The organism is Achromobacter sp. Bel, assembly GCF_012928505.1.
Classification (GTDB): Bacteria; Pseudomonadota; Gammaproteobacteria; order Burkholderiales; family Burkholderiaceae_B; genus Achromobacter.
The window spans coordinates 11,989-29,672 of sequence record NZ_JABBJN010000069.1 but is presented as its reverse complement, the minus strand read 5'-3'; the positions used below and the strand labels follow the sequence as shown (position 1 = coordinate 29,672).

Annotated in this window: 16 protein-coding genes; 6 read left to right on the top strand and 10 right to left on the bottom strand. The window is 66.1% G+C overall.

All coding sequences use genetic code 11. The annotated features are described in order from the left end of the window. On the bottom strand, positions 1–1,351 hold a 1,351-nt coding region (locus HG262_RS27580), incomplete at its 3' end, for an FtsX-like permease family protein (RefSeq protein WP_169274042.1). A gap of 102 nt (positions 1,352–1,453) precedes the next feature. Between HG262_RS27580 and HG262_RS27575 the strand changes: the two genes are divergently transcribed. From HG262_RS27575 to HG262_RS27565, 3 genes are all read left to right on the top strand, one after another. After that, a complete protein-coding gene (locus HG262_RS27575; RefSeq protein WP_169274041.1) occupies positions 1,454–2,428 on the top strand; it encodes a TRAP transporter substrate-binding protein in 975 nt (324 codons plus the stop codon). 98 nt (positions 2,429–2,526) lie between these two features. Further along, the gene (locus HG262_RS27570; RefSeq protein WP_169274040.1) at positions 2,527–3,027 is read left to right on the top strand and encodes a TRAP transporter small permease; all 501 of its coding nucleotides are present in this window, start codon (positions 2,527–2,529) and stop codon (positions 3,025–3,027) included. A 36-nt stretch (positions 3,028–3,063) separates the two neighbouring features. After that, positions 3,064–4,341: a TRAP transporter large permease gene (locus HG262_RS27565; RefSeq protein WP_169274039.1), complete on the top strand. Its 1,278-nt coding sequence runs from the start codon at positions 3,064–3,066 to the stop codon at positions 4,339–4,341. Between the two features lie 419 nt (positions 4,342–4,760). Here HG262_RS27565 and HG262_RS27560 read toward each other — a convergent pair whose 3' ends face one another. The 8 genes from HG262_RS27560 to HG262_RS27525 form a co-directional block, all read right to left on the bottom strand. After that, the gene (locus HG262_RS27560) at positions 4,761–5,744 is read right to left on the bottom strand and encodes an oligopeptide/dipeptide ABC transporter ATP-binding protein (protein WP_169274038.1); all 984 of its coding nucleotides are present in this window, start codon (positions 5,742–5,744) and stop codon (positions 4,761–4,763) included. Then, a complete protein-coding gene (locus HG262_RS27555; RefSeq protein WP_211187803.1) occupies positions 5,734–6,774 on the bottom strand; it encodes an ABC transporter ATP-binding protein in 1,041 nt (346 codons plus the stop codon). The genes HG262_RS27560 and HG262_RS27555 overlap by 11 nt, the downstream gene beginning before the upstream one ends. Then, positions 6,771–8,258, bottom strand: coding sequence for an amidohydrolase family protein (locus HG262_RS27550; RefSeq protein ID WP_169274037.1), 1,488 nt, complete (start codon positions 8,256–8,258; stop codon positions 6,771–6,773). Before HG262_RS27550 ends, HG262_RS27555 begins: the two co-directional genes overlap by 4 nt. Then, positions 8,258–9,451: an amidohydrolase family protein gene (locus HG262_RS27545; protein ID WP_169274036.1), complete on the bottom strand. Its 1,194-nt coding sequence runs from the start codon at positions 9,449–9,451 to the stop codon at positions 8,258–8,260. The genes HG262_RS27550 and HG262_RS27545 overlap by 1 nt, the downstream gene beginning before the upstream one ends. Positions 9,452–9,480: 29 nt before the next feature. After that, positions 9,481–10,422 carry an ABC transporter permease gene (locus HG262_RS27540; RefSeq protein ID WP_169274035.1) on the bottom strand — a complete coding sequence of 314 codons (942 nt, stop codon included), beginning with the start codon at positions 10,420–10,422 and terminating at the stop codon, positions 9,481–9,483. After that, the gene (locus HG262_RS27535) at positions 10,412–11,404 is read right to left on the bottom strand and encodes an ABC transporter permease (protein WP_169274034.1); all 993 of its coding nucleotides are present in this window, start codon (positions 11,402–11,404) and stop codon (positions 10,412–10,414) included. The genes HG262_RS27540 and HG262_RS27535 overlap by 11 nt, the downstream gene beginning before the upstream one ends. 80 nt (positions 11,405–11,484) lie before the next feature. Beyond that, positions 11,485–13,062 carry an ABC transporter substrate-binding protein gene (locus HG262_RS27530; RefSeq protein WP_169274033.1) on the bottom strand — a complete coding sequence of 526 codons (1,578 nt, stop codon included), beginning with the start codon at positions 13,060–13,062 and terminating at the stop codon, positions 11,485–11,487. Between the two features lie 96 nt (positions 13,063–13,158). Next, complete coding sequence (locus tag HG262_RS27525; protein ID WP_169274032.1) at positions 13,159–13,896, bottom strand: aspartate/glutamate racemase family protein; 738 nt, start codon at positions 13,894–13,896, stop codon at positions 13,159–13,161. Between the two features lie 249 nt (positions 13,897–14,145). Between HG262_RS27525 and HG262_RS27520 the strand changes: the two genes are divergently transcribed. Further along, complete coding sequence (locus HG262_RS27520) at positions 14,146–14,865, top strand: GntR family transcriptional regulator (protein WP_169274031.1); 720 nt, start codon at positions 14,146–14,148, stop codon at positions 14,863–14,865. A gap of 119 nt (positions 14,866–14,984) precedes the next feature. Here the strand turns inward: HG262_RS27520 and HG262_RS27515 are convergent, their stop codons facing one another. After that, positions 14,985–15,275: a DUF3579 domain-containing protein gene (locus tag HG262_RS27515; protein WP_013392635.1), complete on the bottom strand. Its 291-nt coding sequence runs from the start codon at positions 15,273–15,275 to the stop codon at positions 14,985–14,987. A 178-nt stretch (positions 15,276–15,453) separates the two neighbouring features. On the opposite strand from HG262_RS27515, the gene HG262_RS27510 reads away from it, so the two are divergent. Together HG262_RS27510 and argF are read left to right on the top strand one after the other, a co-directional pair. After that, positions 15,454–16,671 (top strand): aspartate aminotransferase family protein, encoded by a 1,218-nt coding sequence (locus HG262_RS27510; protein ID WP_169274030.1) that lies wholly within the window; start codon positions 15,454–15,456, stop codon positions 16,669–16,671. A gap of 14 nt (positions 16,672–16,685) precedes the next feature. Then, positions 16,686–17,627: an ornithine carbamoyltransferase gene (argF, locus tag HG262_RS27505; RefSeq protein WP_169274029.1), complete on the top strand. Its 942-nt coding sequence runs from the start codon at positions 16,686–16,688 to the stop codon at positions 17,625–17,627. Positions 17,628–17,684 lie beyond the last annotated feature (57 nt).

Here is a 17,684-nt window from a genome sequence, read left to right as displayed (position 1 = left end):
ACGCGACCAGCGCGAACACGGCGAACGCGCCCAGGAAACCCCCGGCCACCACGCCGCCCAGCTTGGCGTCGCCCGCGAACCACCAGATCAGCAGGGCAAAACCCGTGGCGCCCAGCGCGTAGCCAAAGGCGCTGCGGGCGCTGATCGTGTCGGCGTCGCGGCGCAGCACCCGAGCCGGCGGCACGTGGCGCAACTGCGCCAACGCCGGCAAGGCGAATCCCAGCAGCAGCAACAAGCCGGTCAGCACGCCCTGCAAGGCGGGAATGGCGGACGGCGCGGGCAACTGGGTGTCGATCAGCGATCCCAGCAGCATCACCAGCACCTGGTGCACCGCATACCCCAGCAGGCAGCCCGCGGCGGACGAGAACACGCCGACCAGCGTGAACTCCAGCGTCAGCATCCGCGACACCTGCGACTGCACGGCGCCCAGGCAACGCATGACGGCGATACCGTCGCGGTGCCGGGTCATGTAGCGGCCCGCGGCCAGCGCCACCGCCACAGCGGAAATCAGCACGGCCAGCAGCGCCACCAGCGACAGGAAGCGCTGCGCGCGGTCCAGGGTGCGACGCACCTCCGGCCGGCCGGACTCCAGCGTGGCGACTTTCTGGCCGCGCTTCAGGTTCTGATTGAGCCAGGCCGAATAACCTGCCACCGCGTCCGGCTGGCCGGCCACCAGCATGGCGTAGCCAATGCGGCTGCCCGGCGCGATCAAACCGGTGGCCGGCAGGTCGCTTGCGCGCAGCAGCACGCGCGGCGCCACATTGACGAACTGCATGCCGCGGTCCGGTTCGTAGGTAATGACGCGATCGATGCGCAGATGGGCGTCGCCCACGTTCAGGGTGTCGCCGACTTTCAGGTTCAGCAGCGACAGCAGTTGGGCATCCACCCAGACGGCGCCCTCGGGGGGAATGTCGCGGGTGGGCGCGTCCGGTACGAAGGGAGCGTCGGCCACGCGCAGGGCCCCGCGCAGCGGGTAGCCCGGCTCCACGGCTTTCAAGGCCGCCAGTTGCGCGCCGTCGCCCGCCCCGACCATGGACGGGAACTGCCAGGTGCTGGACAAGTTCAGGCCGCGCTCGCGCGCCTGGTCCAGGAACGCGGCAGGCACGGGTTCATCGGCGTCCAGCACCAGGTCGGCGCCCAGCATCTGGCCGGCATCGCGTTCCAGCGCGCGCCCGACGCGGTCGGCCAGGAAGCCCACGCTGGTGACCGCAGCCACCGCCACGACCAGTGCCAGCACCAACAGGCGCAGTTCGCCCGCCCGGGCGTCGCGCATCATCATCCTGGCGCCCAGGCGCAAGGTGGACCAGAAACCGGGCCGCTTGGCCTGTGACATATCAGGGAAATCCATCATTCATCAATGTTAACTAACCGCCTATAGGGCGTCCGAATCCCGATATCATCCCGGGGCGGGAGGCGAAGCCACCCATAAAGATACCCAATACCGGAGAAGACAATGCGTAAATCCTGGCTTGCGGCCACGATTCTGGCCGCCTGCGCGGCCGCCACCTCCCTGCCCACGGCAGCCCAAACCACCCTGAAGATGGCCTACGCCCTGTCGACCTCGTCGCACTACGGCGCGGGCGCCGACGCCATGGCCAAGTCCATCGAGGCCTCGACCAACGGCAAGTACAAGGTACAGCAATTCGCCAACAGCGCGCTGGGCGGCGAACGCGAAGTGATCGAAGGCCTGCAGATCGGCACCATTGACCTGGCCATCGTTTCGACAGGCGCTACCCTCAATTTTGTTCCCGAGACTGGGGTTTTCGATATCCCCTTCCTGCTGCGCGACCTGCAACACGCCCGCACCGTGCTGGACAGCAAGATCGGCCAGGACATGCTGGCCAAGTTCCCCAGCCGCGGCATCGTCGCCCTGGCCTGGGGCGAGCAGGGCTTTCGCCACCTGACCAACAACGTGCGCCCGGTCAAGACCCCGGCGGACGCCAAGGGCCTGAAGATCCGCACCACGGAAAACCCCATCCACATCACGGCTTTCCGCCAGATCGGCATCCTGCCCACGCCCATGGCCTGGCCGGAAGTGGCCACCGCGCTGCAGCAAGGCACCATCGACGGCCAGGAAAACCCGCTGTCGGTGATCACGTCGGCCAAACTGTCGCAGTTGCAGAAGTACCTGTCCTTGACCGGCCACGTCTACGGCCCCGCCCTGGTGCTGATGTCGTCCAACGTCTATGACGGCCTGTCGGCCGCCGACAAGGCCAACTTCGACAAGGCAGGCAAGGACTCCGCCCTGGCCATGCGCGCCTACGTGGACAACATCGAGAAAACGGGCGTCGAGCAGTTGAAGAAGGAAGGCATGCAGGTGTCCGAGGTGGATCGCGCCGCCTTCGCCGCCGCCGTCGAGCCCGCCTACCCCGAGTACTACAAGAAGTTCGACAAGAAGCTGATCGACTCGATCCGCGACACCAAGTAAGCCGGGCGACCGCCCCGGTTCGGCCCTGCGGCGGGATCGACATCCCGCCGCTTGCCGTCCCCTACGTCCTTTGCGCCCCTTCGCTACCGGGATTCATCATGCGTTTGCTATGCGCTTTCGACCGCGGCCTGTTCAAGCTGGTTTCGGTCCTTGCCCAACTCCTGCTGGTGGCCGCCGCCGCCGCCGCGTTCTACCAGGTCATCGCCCGCTTCGTGCTGCATTCGCCCGCCGACTGGAGCGAGGTGCTGACGCGCGCCCTGCTGATCTGGACCGTGCTGTTGGGCGTGGCGCTGGCCTTTCGTCATGGCGCCATGATCAGTGTGGAATTGCTGCGCAACCTGCTGGGCGGCACCAAACGGCGCGTGCTTGAGGCTGTCATCGGCCTGATCTGCGCCAGTTTCCTGGGCTTTTTGGCCTGGATCGGCGGCAACATGACCTACCGCGTGCGCTTCCAGACCATGCCCAGCCTGGACATCTCGATTTCGTGGATCTACTTGGCGATCCCTGTCGGCGCGACGCTCGCCGCCATCGCCGTGCTCGCCCGCTGGTGCGCCGGCGAAGAAGAAGACGTGCCCGTGCGCAACGACGCGCAAGGCTGAGCCGCCCCCTATCGAACCTGAGCTGCAGATATCGCCATGTCCCAAATAATGATTGTCTCGATGCTGATCTTCTTCGGGCTGTCCGTGCCGGTCGCCGTGTCGATCGGCCTGGCCAGCCTGGCGGGCGTCGGCACCGCCGGCCTGCCCTGGGTGGTCGTCGCCCAGCAGCTGTTCGCCGCGCTGGACAAGTACCCGCTCGTCGCCATCCCCTTCTTCATCCTGGCCGGCAACCTGATGGAAGCCGGTGGCATTTCCGAGCGCATGGTCGAATTCGCCAAGAGCGTGGTCGGCGGCATCCAGGGCGGCCTGGCCTGCACCTGCGTGCTGACCTGCATGATCTTCGCGGCCGTCGCCGGCTCCAGCGTGGCCACCACATTCGCCGTAGGCGCGATCCTGATCCCGGCAATGATCCGCCACGGCTACCCCGCCCCGTTCGCCGCGTCGTTGCAGGCCAGCGCAGCGGAACTGGGCGTGATCATCCCGCCGTCGATCCCGATGATCCTGTATGCCGTGTCCACGGACACCTCCACCGGCGAGCTGTTCATCGCCGGCGTCATGCCCGGCATCCTGATCGGTGTGGCGTTGATGGTCTACGTGTGGCTCTACGCCAAGCGCAATAACCTGGGCAAGCGCGACGGCGAAGGCCGCCTGCCGCTGTGGCCGGCATTCAAGAATGCGTGGCTGGCCCTCTTGATGCCCGTCATTATCCTGGGCGGCATCTACGGCGGCGTCTTCACGCCGACGGAGGCGTCGGTGGTGGCGGTGATGTACGCGGTGGTAGTGGGCAAGTTCATCTACCGTCGCCTGACGTTCAAGCAATTGTCCGTGACGTTGCACAAGTCGGTGGTGTCCACGGCCGTGATCATGTTCGTGATCGCCAACGCGGGCGTTTTCAGCTTCCTGCTGAACCGCGCAGGCATCCCGGATGCGCTGGGCGTGTGGCTGTCGCAGATCTTCGATACCAAGCTCTCGTTCCTGATGGGCATGAACGCGGCGCTGTTCGTGATCGGGATGTTCATCGAGACGTCGGCATCGATCGTGGTGCTGGCCCCGCTGCTGCTGCCGGTGGCGCTGAAGTTTGGCGTGGAACCGGTGCACTTCGGGATCATCATGGTGGTGAACCTGGCCTTGGGGATGATTACGCCGCCGTTCGGGGTGAATCTTTTCGCGGCATGCGCAGTGGCGAAATTGCCGCTTGAGCGATTGATCAAGCCGTTGATTCCGTTTGTCGGCGTGGTGATCGTCTGCTTGATGGTGATTACTTATTGGCCGGGGCTGTCGTTAGGGCTGAGGGATTTGGTTTACGGGAAGTAATGGGGGGGATTCGTAGGTCGCCCATCGGCGGGGGCGCCATGGCTACTCGCCCCCACGCAACGCGCAGAAAAGCCACGACGCAAGACGCTGCGTAAGCTCCACGAGGCCGCCCGCGCGGCCGGCATGGAGCGGCCCCGCAAGATCTTCCACCACCACCCACCGTTGGTGGGAACCCCAAGCACGCCGCCCTCCCCGGCTGACGTCCGGGCACAATTGCTGGAGTCCGGCGCGTGGGTGGCCTGGGGCGCGCGGGGAGTCGATAAGCCCGAGGGAATCTGAAGGCAGTTGCCGCAGGCAACAACGAAGATGACGACGGGGCAGTCCGGAGCGAAGGCTCCGGACCGCAATCGTTGACCCGCGCGCCCCAGGCCACCCACGCGCCGGACGTCAAAAGAACACCCTCCCCAGCCGCACAACAACTAAGCCGCCACAGCCCTCTCCCACCGAACAACGTGACACCGTAACTGCCGCCCACCCACGCTGCTAACCTCCGGCACATCGATGCGGCATTCGTCTCGGGCATCCGGGCATCGGGGGTGAAATGTGCACCCCGCCGGCGGCTGGATCGGGTTCGGCACTTCACCGCCCATCGGCTCCCGGTCGCGCCTGGGATCCTCCAGATCCGGAATTGTGTCCAGCAACATCCGCGTATACGGATGCTGCGGCGAATCGAACAATTGATCCGCAGGGGCCTGCTCGACGATCCTGCCCAGGTACATCACCGCCACGCTGTCCGACACATGGCGCACGACCGACAGGTTGTGGCTGATGAACACGTAGGTGAGGCCGAATTCCTTTTGCAGATCGCCCATCAGGTTCAGGATCTGCGCCTGCACCGACACGTCCAATGCGGAGGTCGGTTCATCGCAGACCAGGAACTCGGCTTCCGTCGCCAAGGCGCGGGCGATGGAAATCCGTTGCCGCTGACCGCCCGAGAATTCGTGGGGAAAGCGCCCCGCGTCGCTGGCGGACAGGCCCACCAGTTCCAGCAGTTCGTCGACGCGGCGGCGCGTATCGGCGGGTGTGGCGCGCAAGCCCAGTGTGATGATGGGTTCGGCCACGATGTTGCCTACCCGCCAGCGCGGGTTCAGGCTGGCGTACGGGTCCTGGAAGATCATCTGGGGATGCAGCACGCCGCCGGCGCGGTTACGGCCGTATTCCAGCTTGCCGCGTGTGGGGGCCACCAGGCCCACCAGCAGCTTGGCCAGCGTGGATTTGCCGCAGCCGGATTCGCCCACAATGCTCAGCGTAGTGCCTCTGGGCACCGCCAGGGACACGCCGTCCACCGCCCGCAGCGTTTGCTCGGGTTGGCGCGACAGCGTGCGCTCGAGCCAGGGCGGCGACACGTCGAACCAGCAGGCCAGATCATCCGCCCGCAACAACAGGTCATCGTTACGCGGCATGAGCGACTCCTCCTTGATGCAGCCAGCAGGCGCTGACGGTGGCGCCCGCTGGGGAAGCCGCCAGCGAGGGGCGCGTCTGCGCGCAGCGTGGGCCGGCCTGGGCGCAGCGGGGATGGAACGCACAGCCGTCGGGCATGGCGTGCAGGCGCGGCATGGCGCCGTCGATCTGGTTCAACCGGGCGGCACGATGGCGCAGGCCAGGGATGGCGTTCATCAGGCCCTGGGTATAGGGGTGGCCGGGGCGCCGCAACACCTCCAGCACCGGGCCGATCTCGACGATGCGGCCCGCATACATCACGGCCACGCGATCGGCGGTCTCGGCGATCACCCCCATGTCGTGGGTCACCAGCAGCACCGACGTGCCCTGTTCCCGGCACAGCCGGCGCAGCAGCGCCGTGATCTGCGCCTGCACGGACACGTCCAGCGCGGTCGTCGGTTCGTCGGCGATGATCAGCGCAGGCCGGGCCGCCAAGGCCAGCGCGATGACCACGCGCTGGCGCATGCCGCCCGAGAACTGGTGCGGATAGTGGTCGATGCGCTTGTCGGCGGCCGGTATCCCCACGGCCAACAGCAGTTCCAGCGCCCGGGCGCGCGCCGCGGCGGCGGAGCACTTGTCGTGGTGGCGGATGGTTTCGACCAGTTGGTCGCCGACCGTGAACAAAGGATGCAGGCTGGTCAACGGATCTTGGAAGATCGCCCCGATCTCCTTGCCGCGCAGCCGCTGGCGCGCCTTGGGCGGCAGGTTGTCAATGCGCTTGCCCGCCAGGTGGATCTCGCCGCCGCCCAGCCGGCCGGGCGGCTCCAGCAGGCCGATCACCGCCATGCCGGTCAGCGATTTGCCCGCGCCGGACTCGCCCACCATGCCCAGGATCTCGCCTGGCTGGATATCGAAACTGATGTCGCGCGTGGCCACCAGGACGCCGTGGCGCGTCGGGAACTCCACCGACAGACCGCGCACGGACAAGGTCGGCGTGCCGGCGGGCGTAGCGATGGCCTCGGGCACTGCCGGGCGGGATAGGGTTGCCATCATGACGGGCTCCTTGCGGGACGCGGATAGCTGGAAGAGAAAATCTGGTCGACCGGGGGATGGCCCCACGTGCGGTCGGGATAGCGCGCGACCACGCCGTCGAACTGCGATTGCGCCTGCTCTTGTGCCAGGCGCGCGTCAAAACCGGCGATATGGCCGTCCACCATCACGAAGCGGCCGTCGATGATCACCTGCGACACGTCGCGCCCGCTGCCGCTGACCATCAGCGTCTGGATCGGATCGATCATCTGGCCGTTGCGGTCGTGCGAGAAATCGAACACGACGATATCCGCCTTGGCGCCCGCCGCCAGCCGGCCCAGGTCCGGCCGCCCCAGGGCATCCGCGCCGCCGACGGTCGCGGCATCGTAATAGTCCTCGGACCGCACGGCTTCGGTGGTGCCTTCGGCCACCCGGCACAGCATCATCCCGACCTGCATATTCAACACCATGTCGGGCGGCCAGGTGTCGGTACCCATGCCAATGTTCACGCCCATCTTGCGATAGCGCGCGAACGATTCCAACGTCGCGCCGTGGCGCCCCGACACCAGCGGGCAATGCACGATGTTCGCGCCCGCGTCGCGGATGATTTCGAGGTCGTGGCCGGGCCGGTCGATATGGCGGGAACCGGACACGTAAGTGCCATGCGGCAGCAAGGCGCGTTCGGACAGGAAGTCCAGGCTTTGCAGCCATTCCGGCGGGCTCATGCCGTGCTGCTCCAGCACCAGGTCGTATTCCAGGCGCGACTGGCAGCAATGCAGCCGGATCGGGATGCCGCGCTCGCGCGCGGCGGCGGCCGAGGCGCGCAGCAAGCCGGGCGTGCACGTCTCGATGCGGTCGGGCGACAGCATGGCGCGCACGCGGCCGTCGTGGCGCCCTTCGATCTCGTCGCAGAACGCCACGGCCTCGGCCAGGCCGGCCATGCCGCGCGCCTCGTCGTAGTGGCAGCGGATCTTGCCCTCGCCGTCCACATACGTATGGCCGCTGCGGTACGCCGGCCCCAGATACACGCGCAGCCCCAATTCGCCGGCCGCGTTGGCCGCCGACAGGAATTCGTCGCGCGTTTCGCCCCAGACGCGGTAGAACAGCGACGCGATGGGCAGCGCCGTGGTGATGCCGTTGCGGATCAACTGCGCAAAGGCATAACGTTTCTGGAAGGCCAGTTCGGCGGGGGTGTACATCTCGTACGGCCCCTGCTTCATGTAGGTTTCCGGCCAGATGCGGCCCTTGCGCCAGGCGGGCGAATTGTCGAAACCCAGGATGGTCGTGTCCAGGTCCGACAGCGCGTCCAGGTCCACGAAGCCCGGGCCGATCATTGCGCGGCCGTAGTCGTGGCGGCGCGCGACGTGGCCCGGATAGCGATGGCCGACATAGACAATGCGGTTGCCGTCGAAGACGACTTCGCCGTTCTCGTACAGGCAGTGACGCCCGTTTTCATGGCCGACCACCCAGCGGGCCGTCAGCAGGATCGGGCCTTCGGCGGCGCGCATCAGGGCGCCTCCGCCAGCGCGCGGCCGTCGCGCGCGACCACGCGGCCGCGCTTGACGACCAACTTGCGCACGGGCCGCGACACGATCGCCTCCGCGACCGTTTCGGCATCCACCAGCACGAAGTCCGCGTGGCAGCCGGGTTCCAACCCGTAGTCCGCCAGGTTCATGACGCGCGCGTTGCCGTAGGTGGCCACGTCCAGCGCCAGCGCCAGTTCGTCGTCGCGGCGGAAATTATTGCGCAAGCCCACCAGCATCGTGCGTTCCAGCATGTCCGGCTTGCCATAGGGGCCCCAGGTATCGCGCATGCCGTCGTTGCCGGTACAGACGACGACGCCCGCCTGGCGCAGGCGCGCCACGTTGGGCACCGGGCGCGACGCGGACCCCGTCGTCATGATGTGCACGCCCGCTTCCAGCAGCCCGTCGGTCAGCGCCTGCACCGCCTGCGTATCGGTCATACCCAGGCAAAACGAATGCGACAGGGTGACCTTGCCCTGCATGCCCAGCGCCAACACGCGATCGATCGTCATCTGCATCGAAAACGCGCCCAGTTCGCCGGCCTCGTGCAGATGGATGTCGATCGGCTTGCCGTGCTTGTCGGCCAGGCCGAAGATGGCGTCCAGATGCCCCTTGGGATCCCGGTCCATGCCAGCCGGGTCCAGCCCGCCCACGACGTGCGCCCCCATGCGCAGCGCCTCATCCATCAATTCCAACGTGCCGGGGCGGATCAGCAGCCCGCTTTGCGGGAAGGCCACCAGTTCCACATCGATCTGATCGCGGTACTGCTCGCAGGCGCGCATCACGCCCTCGATCGCGGCCAGCCCGATGTCGGTGTCCACGTCCACATGGCTGCGGATATGGCTGGTGCCGTCCGCAATCGACATCACGATCTGCCGTGCCGACTGGCGATACGGGTCGATGCCCAGGCGCTTCTTTTCCGCGCGCTCGTTCTCGATCTTGTCGATCAACCGCGGCCCCACTTCGTTGCGGTACCAGGGCATGCCGTACATCGTCTTGTCCAGGTGCGCGTGGGCGTCGATCAACCCCGGCAGCAACAGCGCGCCGCCACCGTCCACCACCGGCACGCCGGCGACGGCCGCGCCGCCCCACGCCTGGATGCGCCCGTCGCGCACCAGCACCGACGTCGGTTCACCGCCCGCCGGGCGCACTTGGGTATACAGCGTTGCATTTTCCATGCTTGACCTCGATTTTTAACGACGCGCTTTCAGCGCAGCCGGGGATTCAGGGCGTCGCGCAGCCAGTCGCCCAGCAGGTTCACCACCAGCACGATCAGGCTCAGATACAGCGCGGGGAAAACCACCACCCACCATTGCCCCGAAAACAGGAACTGGTTGCCCAAGCGGATAAGCGTGCCCAGCGACGGCTCGGTGGGCGGCATGCCCACGCCCAGGAAGCTCAGCGTGGCCTCGATCAGGATGGCCAGCCCCAGGTTCAGCGTGGCCGTCACCATGACCGGCGTCAGCGTGTTGGGCAGGATGTGGGTCAACATGATGCGCAAGGCACTGACCCGGATCAGCCGCGCCGCCTGCACGTACTCCTTGCCGCGTTCGACCAGTGCCGAGGCCCGGACCGTGCGCGCATACTGCACCCAGTTGGTCATCGAGATGGCCAGGATCAGGATCACCGACGACAACGTTTCGCGCAGGCCCGGCGGCAGCAGCTGCCGGAACACCGCCGTCACCAGGATGGCGACAAGAATCGTGGGGATGCTCAGCAGCGTATCGCCCACCCGCATCAGCGCGTTGTCGATCCAGCCGCCGAAGTAGCCGGCCGCCAACCCCACCAGGAGTCCGATCGCCAGCGACAGCACCACCGTCGCCAGGCCGATCGCGAGCGACATGCGCGAGCCATACAGGATGGCCGACCACACGTCGCGGCCCTGCGTGTCCGTGCCCAGCAGGAACTGCGGATCCGCTCCTTCCACCCAGAAAGGCGGCAGTTCGGCGTTCAGCAGGTCCAACTGCGCCAGGTCATAGGGATTCTGCGGCGCGATCCACGGCGCGAACAGGGCCAGCAAGACCACCGCCAGCAGCACGATACCTGCGCCCATCGCCACGTAGTCGTGCCGCAAGCTCCACCACAGGTCGCTTTGCAGGAAGCGGGACAGCCGGCTCTGCGCGCCGCCCGAGAAAGGGTTAGTGAGCATTGGCGCCTCCTTTGACGTGCTGGCTGCGCAGGCGCGGATCGACCACGCCATACATCATGTCCACCAGCGTGTTCAACGCCACGAAGATGAAGGACACGATCACCAGATAGGCAGCCATGACGGGGATGTCCACGAACATGACCGATTGGATGAACAGCAGTCCCATGCCCGGCCACTGGAAGACGGTTTCCGTGATCAGCGCGAACGCGATCAGGTTGCCGATCTGCATGCCCGTCACGGTAATGACGGGCATCAGGCAGTTGCGCAACGCCAGCCGGAAATGCACCACGCGGTCCGGCAGGCCACGGGCCCGCGCGAACTTGATGAACTCGGTGCGCAGCGTCTCCAGCATCTCGGCCCGCACCAGCCGCATGATCAGCGTGATCTGGAACAGTGCCAAGGTGATGGACGGCAGCACCAGCGCCGCGCGGCCCGACGGCGTCAACAGGCCCGTGGACCACCACCCGATCTTCACCGTGTCGCCGCGGCCGAAGCCGGGAAGCCAGCCCAGCTGGACCGAAAAGATCAGGATCAGCATGATGCCGACCACGAAGCTGGGCAGCGAAATGCCCAGGATGGACACGAACTGCAAGGCCTGCGCCACGCGCGACTTGCGGTAGATGGCCGTCAGCACGCCCAGCGGCACGCCGATCACCAGCGACAGCAGCGTCGCCATCATCACCAGTTCGAAGGTGGCGGGAAAGCGTTCTGCCACCAGCGCGAACACGTCCTGCTGGTTGCGATAGGAAATGCCGAATTCGCCTTGCGCCGCGTTGGTCACGAAGTGCACGAACTGCATGCCCACCGACGCGTTCAGCCCCAACCGCTCGCGCAACTCGTCGCGCTGCGTCTGCGAAGCCTGCTCATTGAGCATCATGTCGACGGGGTCGCCGACGAAACGGAATATCACGAAGGCCAGCAACGCCACCGCCAGCATCACGCCAACCGCGTTTATGACCCGTCTAACAATGAATGCCAGCATGTGCGGCTCCCTTCACACCCGATGTCGGACTCCAGGCCGCCGCGCCCCAGTCGGCGCACGGCGGCCCGCTCAGGCACGCATCACTGCATGCGCACATTCCACAGCCGGGCCTTGTTGTCCGGCATCTGCAGCACGTCGCCCACCTTGGCGCCCACGGCCCAGGCCATGGGCTGCTGGTGCAGCGGCAGGAAGCGCACGTCGTCATGCAGCGTCTGCAACACCTCGGCCATCATCTGAATGCGCTTTGGGCGGTCCATCTCGGCGGCGGCGGCATCGATCTTCGCGTCCAGCGCAGCGTCGCCCCACTGGCCCCAGTTGAAGACGCCCGCCGGGCCCGTGCGGCTGTGCATCACTTGCAGCAGGATCGACAGCGCGTCGATCTGCGGCTCGTTGGCCCAGCCGTGGATGGTGATGTCGAACTCGCCGCGCGAGCGCTTGGGGTTCTGCAACGAACGCGGTCCGCTGGCCAGCGTGGCCTTCACGCCGATCCGCGCCCACATCGACGCGGCGGCCTGGCACAGTTCTTCCTCGTTCACGAACATGTCGTTCGAGCACAGCAAAGACAGCGTGAACCCGTCGGGGTAGCCGGCATCAGCCAGCAGCTTCCTGGCGCGGGCCGCATCGAACGGCAGCCGCTCTTCCTGCTTGGCCTCGTATCCCGGAATGGACGGCGCCACCAGCGCGCCTGTCGTGCGCGACAAGCCGCGCATCACCCGCTTTTGCAGCAGGTCGGGCGACAGCGCCATGTACAGCGCCTGGCGCACGCGCACATCCTTCAACGGGTTTTTGTCCGTGATGTTGGAGCCCACGAGCTTGTCGCCCAGATTGAAGCCGAAGTACAGCGTGCGCAGTTCGGTCGCCGCCAGCACCTTTACGTTCGGCGCGGCGCGCAGGCGCTCCAGGTCCTGCAGCGGCGCGTTTTCCGTGAAATTAATGTCGCCCGACAACAGGGCCGCCACGCGCGTCGGCGCCGAGGCGATGGGCGTGAATTCGATGCGGTCCAGGTTGTGGCGGGGCTTGTCCCACCAGTCCTTGTTCACGACCAGCACCGTCCGCGTGTCGGGGCGGTAAGACTCGACCTTGAACGGACCCGTGCCGTTGGCGTTGTGCGTGGCGTAGCCTTCGATCTTTTTCGCGGCGTCGGTCGGCTTGGTGCTGTTGTTGTCCACCAGCCACTGGCGGTTGAAGATGAAGATGTTGGTCAGGTCGTTGAGCATCAGCGGATACGGATGCGTCATCTCGATGTCGACCGTGAAATCGTCGACCTTACGCACCGCCTTGAAGGCGGGCAGGTTGCCCTTGAGCGGCGAGGCGTCGTCCGACACCCGGGTCATCGAGGCCACCACGTCGTCGGCCGTGAACGGCGCGCCGTTATGGAACTTCACGCCCTGGCGCAGCTTGAAGCGCAGCACGGTGGGTGACGTGGCTTCCCAGGACTCGGCCAGCGCCGGGGTGATATTGAACTTGTCGTCGTAGCGGATCAGCGCTTCGTACACATGGTTCAGGAACGCCAGGTTGAACGTGCTGCCGTAGGAATACGGGTCCAGCGAATCCAGGTCGCGCGCGGCGCCCCACTTCAGCGTATTGGCGGCGGAGGCCCCGGTGATGGCGGACAGCGCGATCACGGCTCCGGCGGTCCATTTGAGCAACGTCTTCATGGCTGCAACTCTCCCTTGTCTATCGGTCTGAAATACCGGTTTGCTGTCGCCGGGAGCGGGCCCGGCGCGATGTGTGAAGCGATCGGGCCGGGCGGATCAGGCCGCTGCGGTCAGGCGCTGCGCACGGTCCAGCGAGGCCAGGGCCAGCACCTGGGCCAGGGCCGCGCGGTAGGAATCGATGATGGGCACGGCCGGCCGGCGCGGCAGCGCAGGCAGGTAGCCGGCGAGCGCCGCGCCCGCCACGATCACCACGTCGGCGCCCTGCGCCACGGCGGCGTCCAGCGCACGGCTGACTTCGGCTGCCGACTCGGGTGAACGCGACACGTAGTCCAGCGCGTTGCCGGGCAAGGCGATGATGCCCGCGCAGCGGGACTCCAGCCCCAATTGCCGGATCTGCTCGCGCAGCATGCCGGGCCAGCGCTGGCCCACGGTCACGATGGCGTAGCGGTCGCCGCGTTGCATGGCGGCCATGATGGAGGCTTCGGCCATGCCCACGACCGGCACCGGCAGGCATTCGCGCACCGCGCCAATGCCGGGCTCGCCGAAACAGGCCAACAGGCAGGCGTCGAACGGGGCCTCGGTCCGGGCCACTTCGCGTTCAACGGTTTCCAGGACCGCATGGGCGGCCACCGTCGCCTCGACGCGGCTGGCGATGTAGGCCGGCCCGAACGCGGCGGTGACCGCATGCACCTGTGCGGCGCCCCCGAAGAAGGCGCGGGCCTGCTCGGCCAAGCTGCCGGTCAGGTCAGACGTGGTGTTGCCGTTGACCACCAACAGGCGGTATGGCGTGAAAGCGGGCCGATCGAAGGCGACGGCGTCGGGCAAGGCGGACATGGAACAAACCTCAGTCAATTTGTATACAAACAAATCACATGAATCGGGCTTATCCGTTCTTTTTTGTATAAATGTTTGTATACGATTTATGCCGACAATGTACGCGCTTCAATCTCGCCTTCAAGCTATCGCTAACCCTTATCGCCCGATGTAGTATGCTTGCCTACACCCCGCCGTGCGCGCCGGCAGCGGATGCCGGACCCTTACCGATACAATGAAAACGCGCATGCCCAGGAGCCCAAGAAGAAGATGAAACCTCTCGCGCCGCCGGCTGATGAGCCCGCCAAGAAAGACATAAACCGCAGCGAAATCGTATACATTAATTTGCGCCGCGCCATCATCGAGCAAGCGCTGCTACCCGGAGACAAGCTGCCGGAAGACGTAATCGGTGAGCGCTTTGGCGTCAGCCGGACGATCGTGCGGGGGGTATTGACGCGCCTGTTCAGCGAAGGCCTGGTGGATTTGCGACCAAACCGCGGCGCCGCCGTGGCCCGTCCCAGCCTGGAAGAGGCGCATGACATCTTCGAAGCCCGCCGCTGCCTCGAGCGTGACGTGGCCCGCCGGTTGTTGAAGCACATCACCGAAGCCGGACTGACGCGTCTGGCGCAGCACGTGGCGCAAGAGGAAGAGGCCCGCAAGCGCAACAGCACCAACGAATCCATCCGGCTATCGGGCGAATTCCACATTTTGATGGCCGAGTTGTCCGGCAATGCGGTATATGCCCGCTACGTGAACGAAATCGTCTCGCGCTGTTCGCTGATCCTGGCGCTTTACGGCCGCCCGCATTCCAGCGAATGCGCGGTCAGCGAGCACATGGAGATCGTGGAAGGCCTGCGCGCACGCGATGAAAAGCACGTGCTGCACCTGCTGGAGCATCACCTGGAGTCCGTCACCGCGCGGGCGTTGCTGAGCACGGATGGCTCGGGCGTGCGCGACATCCGCAAGATCCTGGACCGCTACGGGACCTGAACGCATCGCAGGGGCCTCGCGCACGGATGGGCCGCGTAGGGTCGGGCCCGCCCGATGGGCGTGCAGAGCCCCCAAGAATGAGAAAAGCGCCCGGTCGGGGCGCTTTTCGGTTCTGGGGCCTAGATTTCGCGTTCTTCCGTCTTGAGGTTGTTGTCGCGAGCGAAATCCACCACAAACTTGTACGCCAGCGGTTCCAGGTCGCGCAAACGCAGGTCGACCACGATCCCGCGCACGCCGTCGATGACGACGGGCAGCACGTAGGGCGAATAGGTGAGGTGGTTACCGGCACAGCCGGCGGGCCGGAACTGTGCCATTACGCCGGCGAGCCGCTCCGCCCAATCGCTGGGGCGGAATCGGCTACCGCTTTCGGTAACGCCATGAATTACGAATTGTCTGACGCGAGTTGCCATGAGTTCTTTCACTACAGCGCGCCTTTCACGAAAGCCGGATCTTCGGCGTGATCAAACATGCGCCCTGCGCCGCGAATTGTATATGATTGATCCTTTGCCCTCTTCCAAATGGCGTTTCTGACAGGAAACACCATCAAAAAGGGCCGGCATTTTTGGTAATCCCCCAGGAGGATCCGCAATGACCTCGCCTCTGGCCAATATCTATTCCCGCCTGCCGGTTGCGTTCACGCACGGCCAGGGGGTCTGGTTGTGGGATGCCGATGGCCGCAAGTACCTGGACGCGCTGGCCGGCATCGGCGTGTCATGCCTGGGCCATGCCCACCCGAAGCTCGTCGCCGCCATCAGCGAGCAGGCCGCGCGCGTCATCCACACGTCGAACATCTATGAAGTGCCGCAACAGGCGGCGCTTGCCGCCCGCCTGACGGCCTTGTCCGGGATGCAGGAAGTCGCCTTCAACAACAGCGGCTCCGAAGCCAACGAGGCGGCGATCAAGCTGGCGCGCTATTACGCCTATCAGCGCGGCAACAAACACGCCCACATCATCACCATGGACTCGTCCTGGCATGGCCGCACACTGGCTACGCTGGCAGCGACTGGCAGCGACAAGGCGCGCAAGGGTTTCGAACCGCTGCCGACCGGTTTCATCCAGGTCGCCTACAACGACATCGACGCGGTGCGCGCCGCGGGCGACGCCGAACCGCGCACCGCGGCGGTGCTGCTGGAAGTGCTGCAAGGCGAAGGCGGCATCCGCCCGTCCGACATTGCCTACCTGCAAGAGGTGCGCCGCCTGTGCACCGAGCGCGGCTGGCTGCTGATGATCGACGAAGTGCAATCGGGCATCGGGCGCACGGGCAAATGGTTCGCCCATCAGTGGGCGGGCATCACGCCCGACGTCATGACGCTGGCCAAGGGCCTGGCGGGCGGCGTGCCGATCGGCGCGATGCTGGCCGCAGGCCCCGCCGCCGGCGTCTTCACCCCGGGCAGCCACGGCACCACGTTCGGCGGCGGCCCGCTGGTATGCGCAGCCGGGCTGGCCGTGCTGGACGCCCTGGAATCCGAGCGCCTGCTGGACAACGCCCATACGGTGGGCACGTACCTGAAAGACGCGCTTGCCCACGCCCTGGCGGGCACCGACGGCGTCGCTGAAGTCCGCGGCCGCGGCCTGATGCTGGGCATCGAGCTGGCGCGCCCCTGCGGCGTGCTGGCCACACGCGCGCTCGAGGCCGGCCTGCTCATCAACGTCACGCGCGACCGCGTCATCCGCATGCTGCCGCCTTTGATCCTGACCCGGCAAGAGGCGGACCAGATCGTCAACACGCTGGTTCCGCTCATCCAACAGTTCCTGGCCGAAACATCCTATTCCCGTCCGGGCCACGAGCCCGGCCGGGTCCAATGACCTGCGACATCACCATGACTCCTCCCACGACTCAAAACGGCCCGTTGCGGCATTTCCTCCAGTTCAAGGACTTCTCGTCCGCCGAGATCGCTTACGTGCTGGACCGCGCACGCCTGATCAAAGAGAAATTCAAGCGCTACGAACCCCACATGCCGCTGCACGACCGCACGCTGGCCATGGTGTTCGAAAAGGCCAGCACCCGCACCCGCGTGTCCTTCGAAGCGGGCATGTACCAGATGGGCGGTTCGGTCATCAACCTGACCTCGAACGATTCCCAGCTGGGCCGTTCCGAGCCCATCGAAGACACCGCGCGCGTCATTTCGCGCATGGTCGACATCGTCATGATCCGCACGTTCGAGCAGACCCGCATCGAACGCTTCGCGTCGCACTCGCGCGTGCCCGTCATCAACGGCCTGACCAACGAGTTCCACCCCTGCCAGATCCTGGCGGACATCTTCACCTACATCGAACACCGCGGCCCCATCGCCGGCAAGACGGTGGCCTGGGTGGGCGACGCCAACAACATGGCCTACACGTGGCTGCATGCCGCCGAAATGCTGGGCTTCACGCTGCATGTGTCCACGCCCGCTGGCTACGAGCTTGAGGCCTCTCGCATCGGCACGCCGTCGCCCAAGGTGCTGCGTCAGTTCAAGGACCCCATGGAGGCCTGCCAAGGCGCGCACCTGGTCACGACCGACGTCTGGACCAGCATGGGCTACGAAGCCGAAAACGACGAGCGCCGCGCCGCATTCGCCGACTGGTGCGTGGATGCCGAAATGATGGCCGCGGCCGACGCCGAAGCCGTGTTCATGCACTGCCTGCCTGCCCACCGCGGCGAGGAAGTCACCGGCGAAGTCATCGACGGCCCGCAAAGCGTGGTCTGGGACGAAGCCGAAAACCGCCTGCACGTGCAGAAGGCGCTGATGGAATTCCTGCTGCTGGGCCAGATCAAGTAAACCGGTCCGGCACGACAAAAGGGCCTGGATATCTTGCGGTATCCAGGCCCTTGGCTT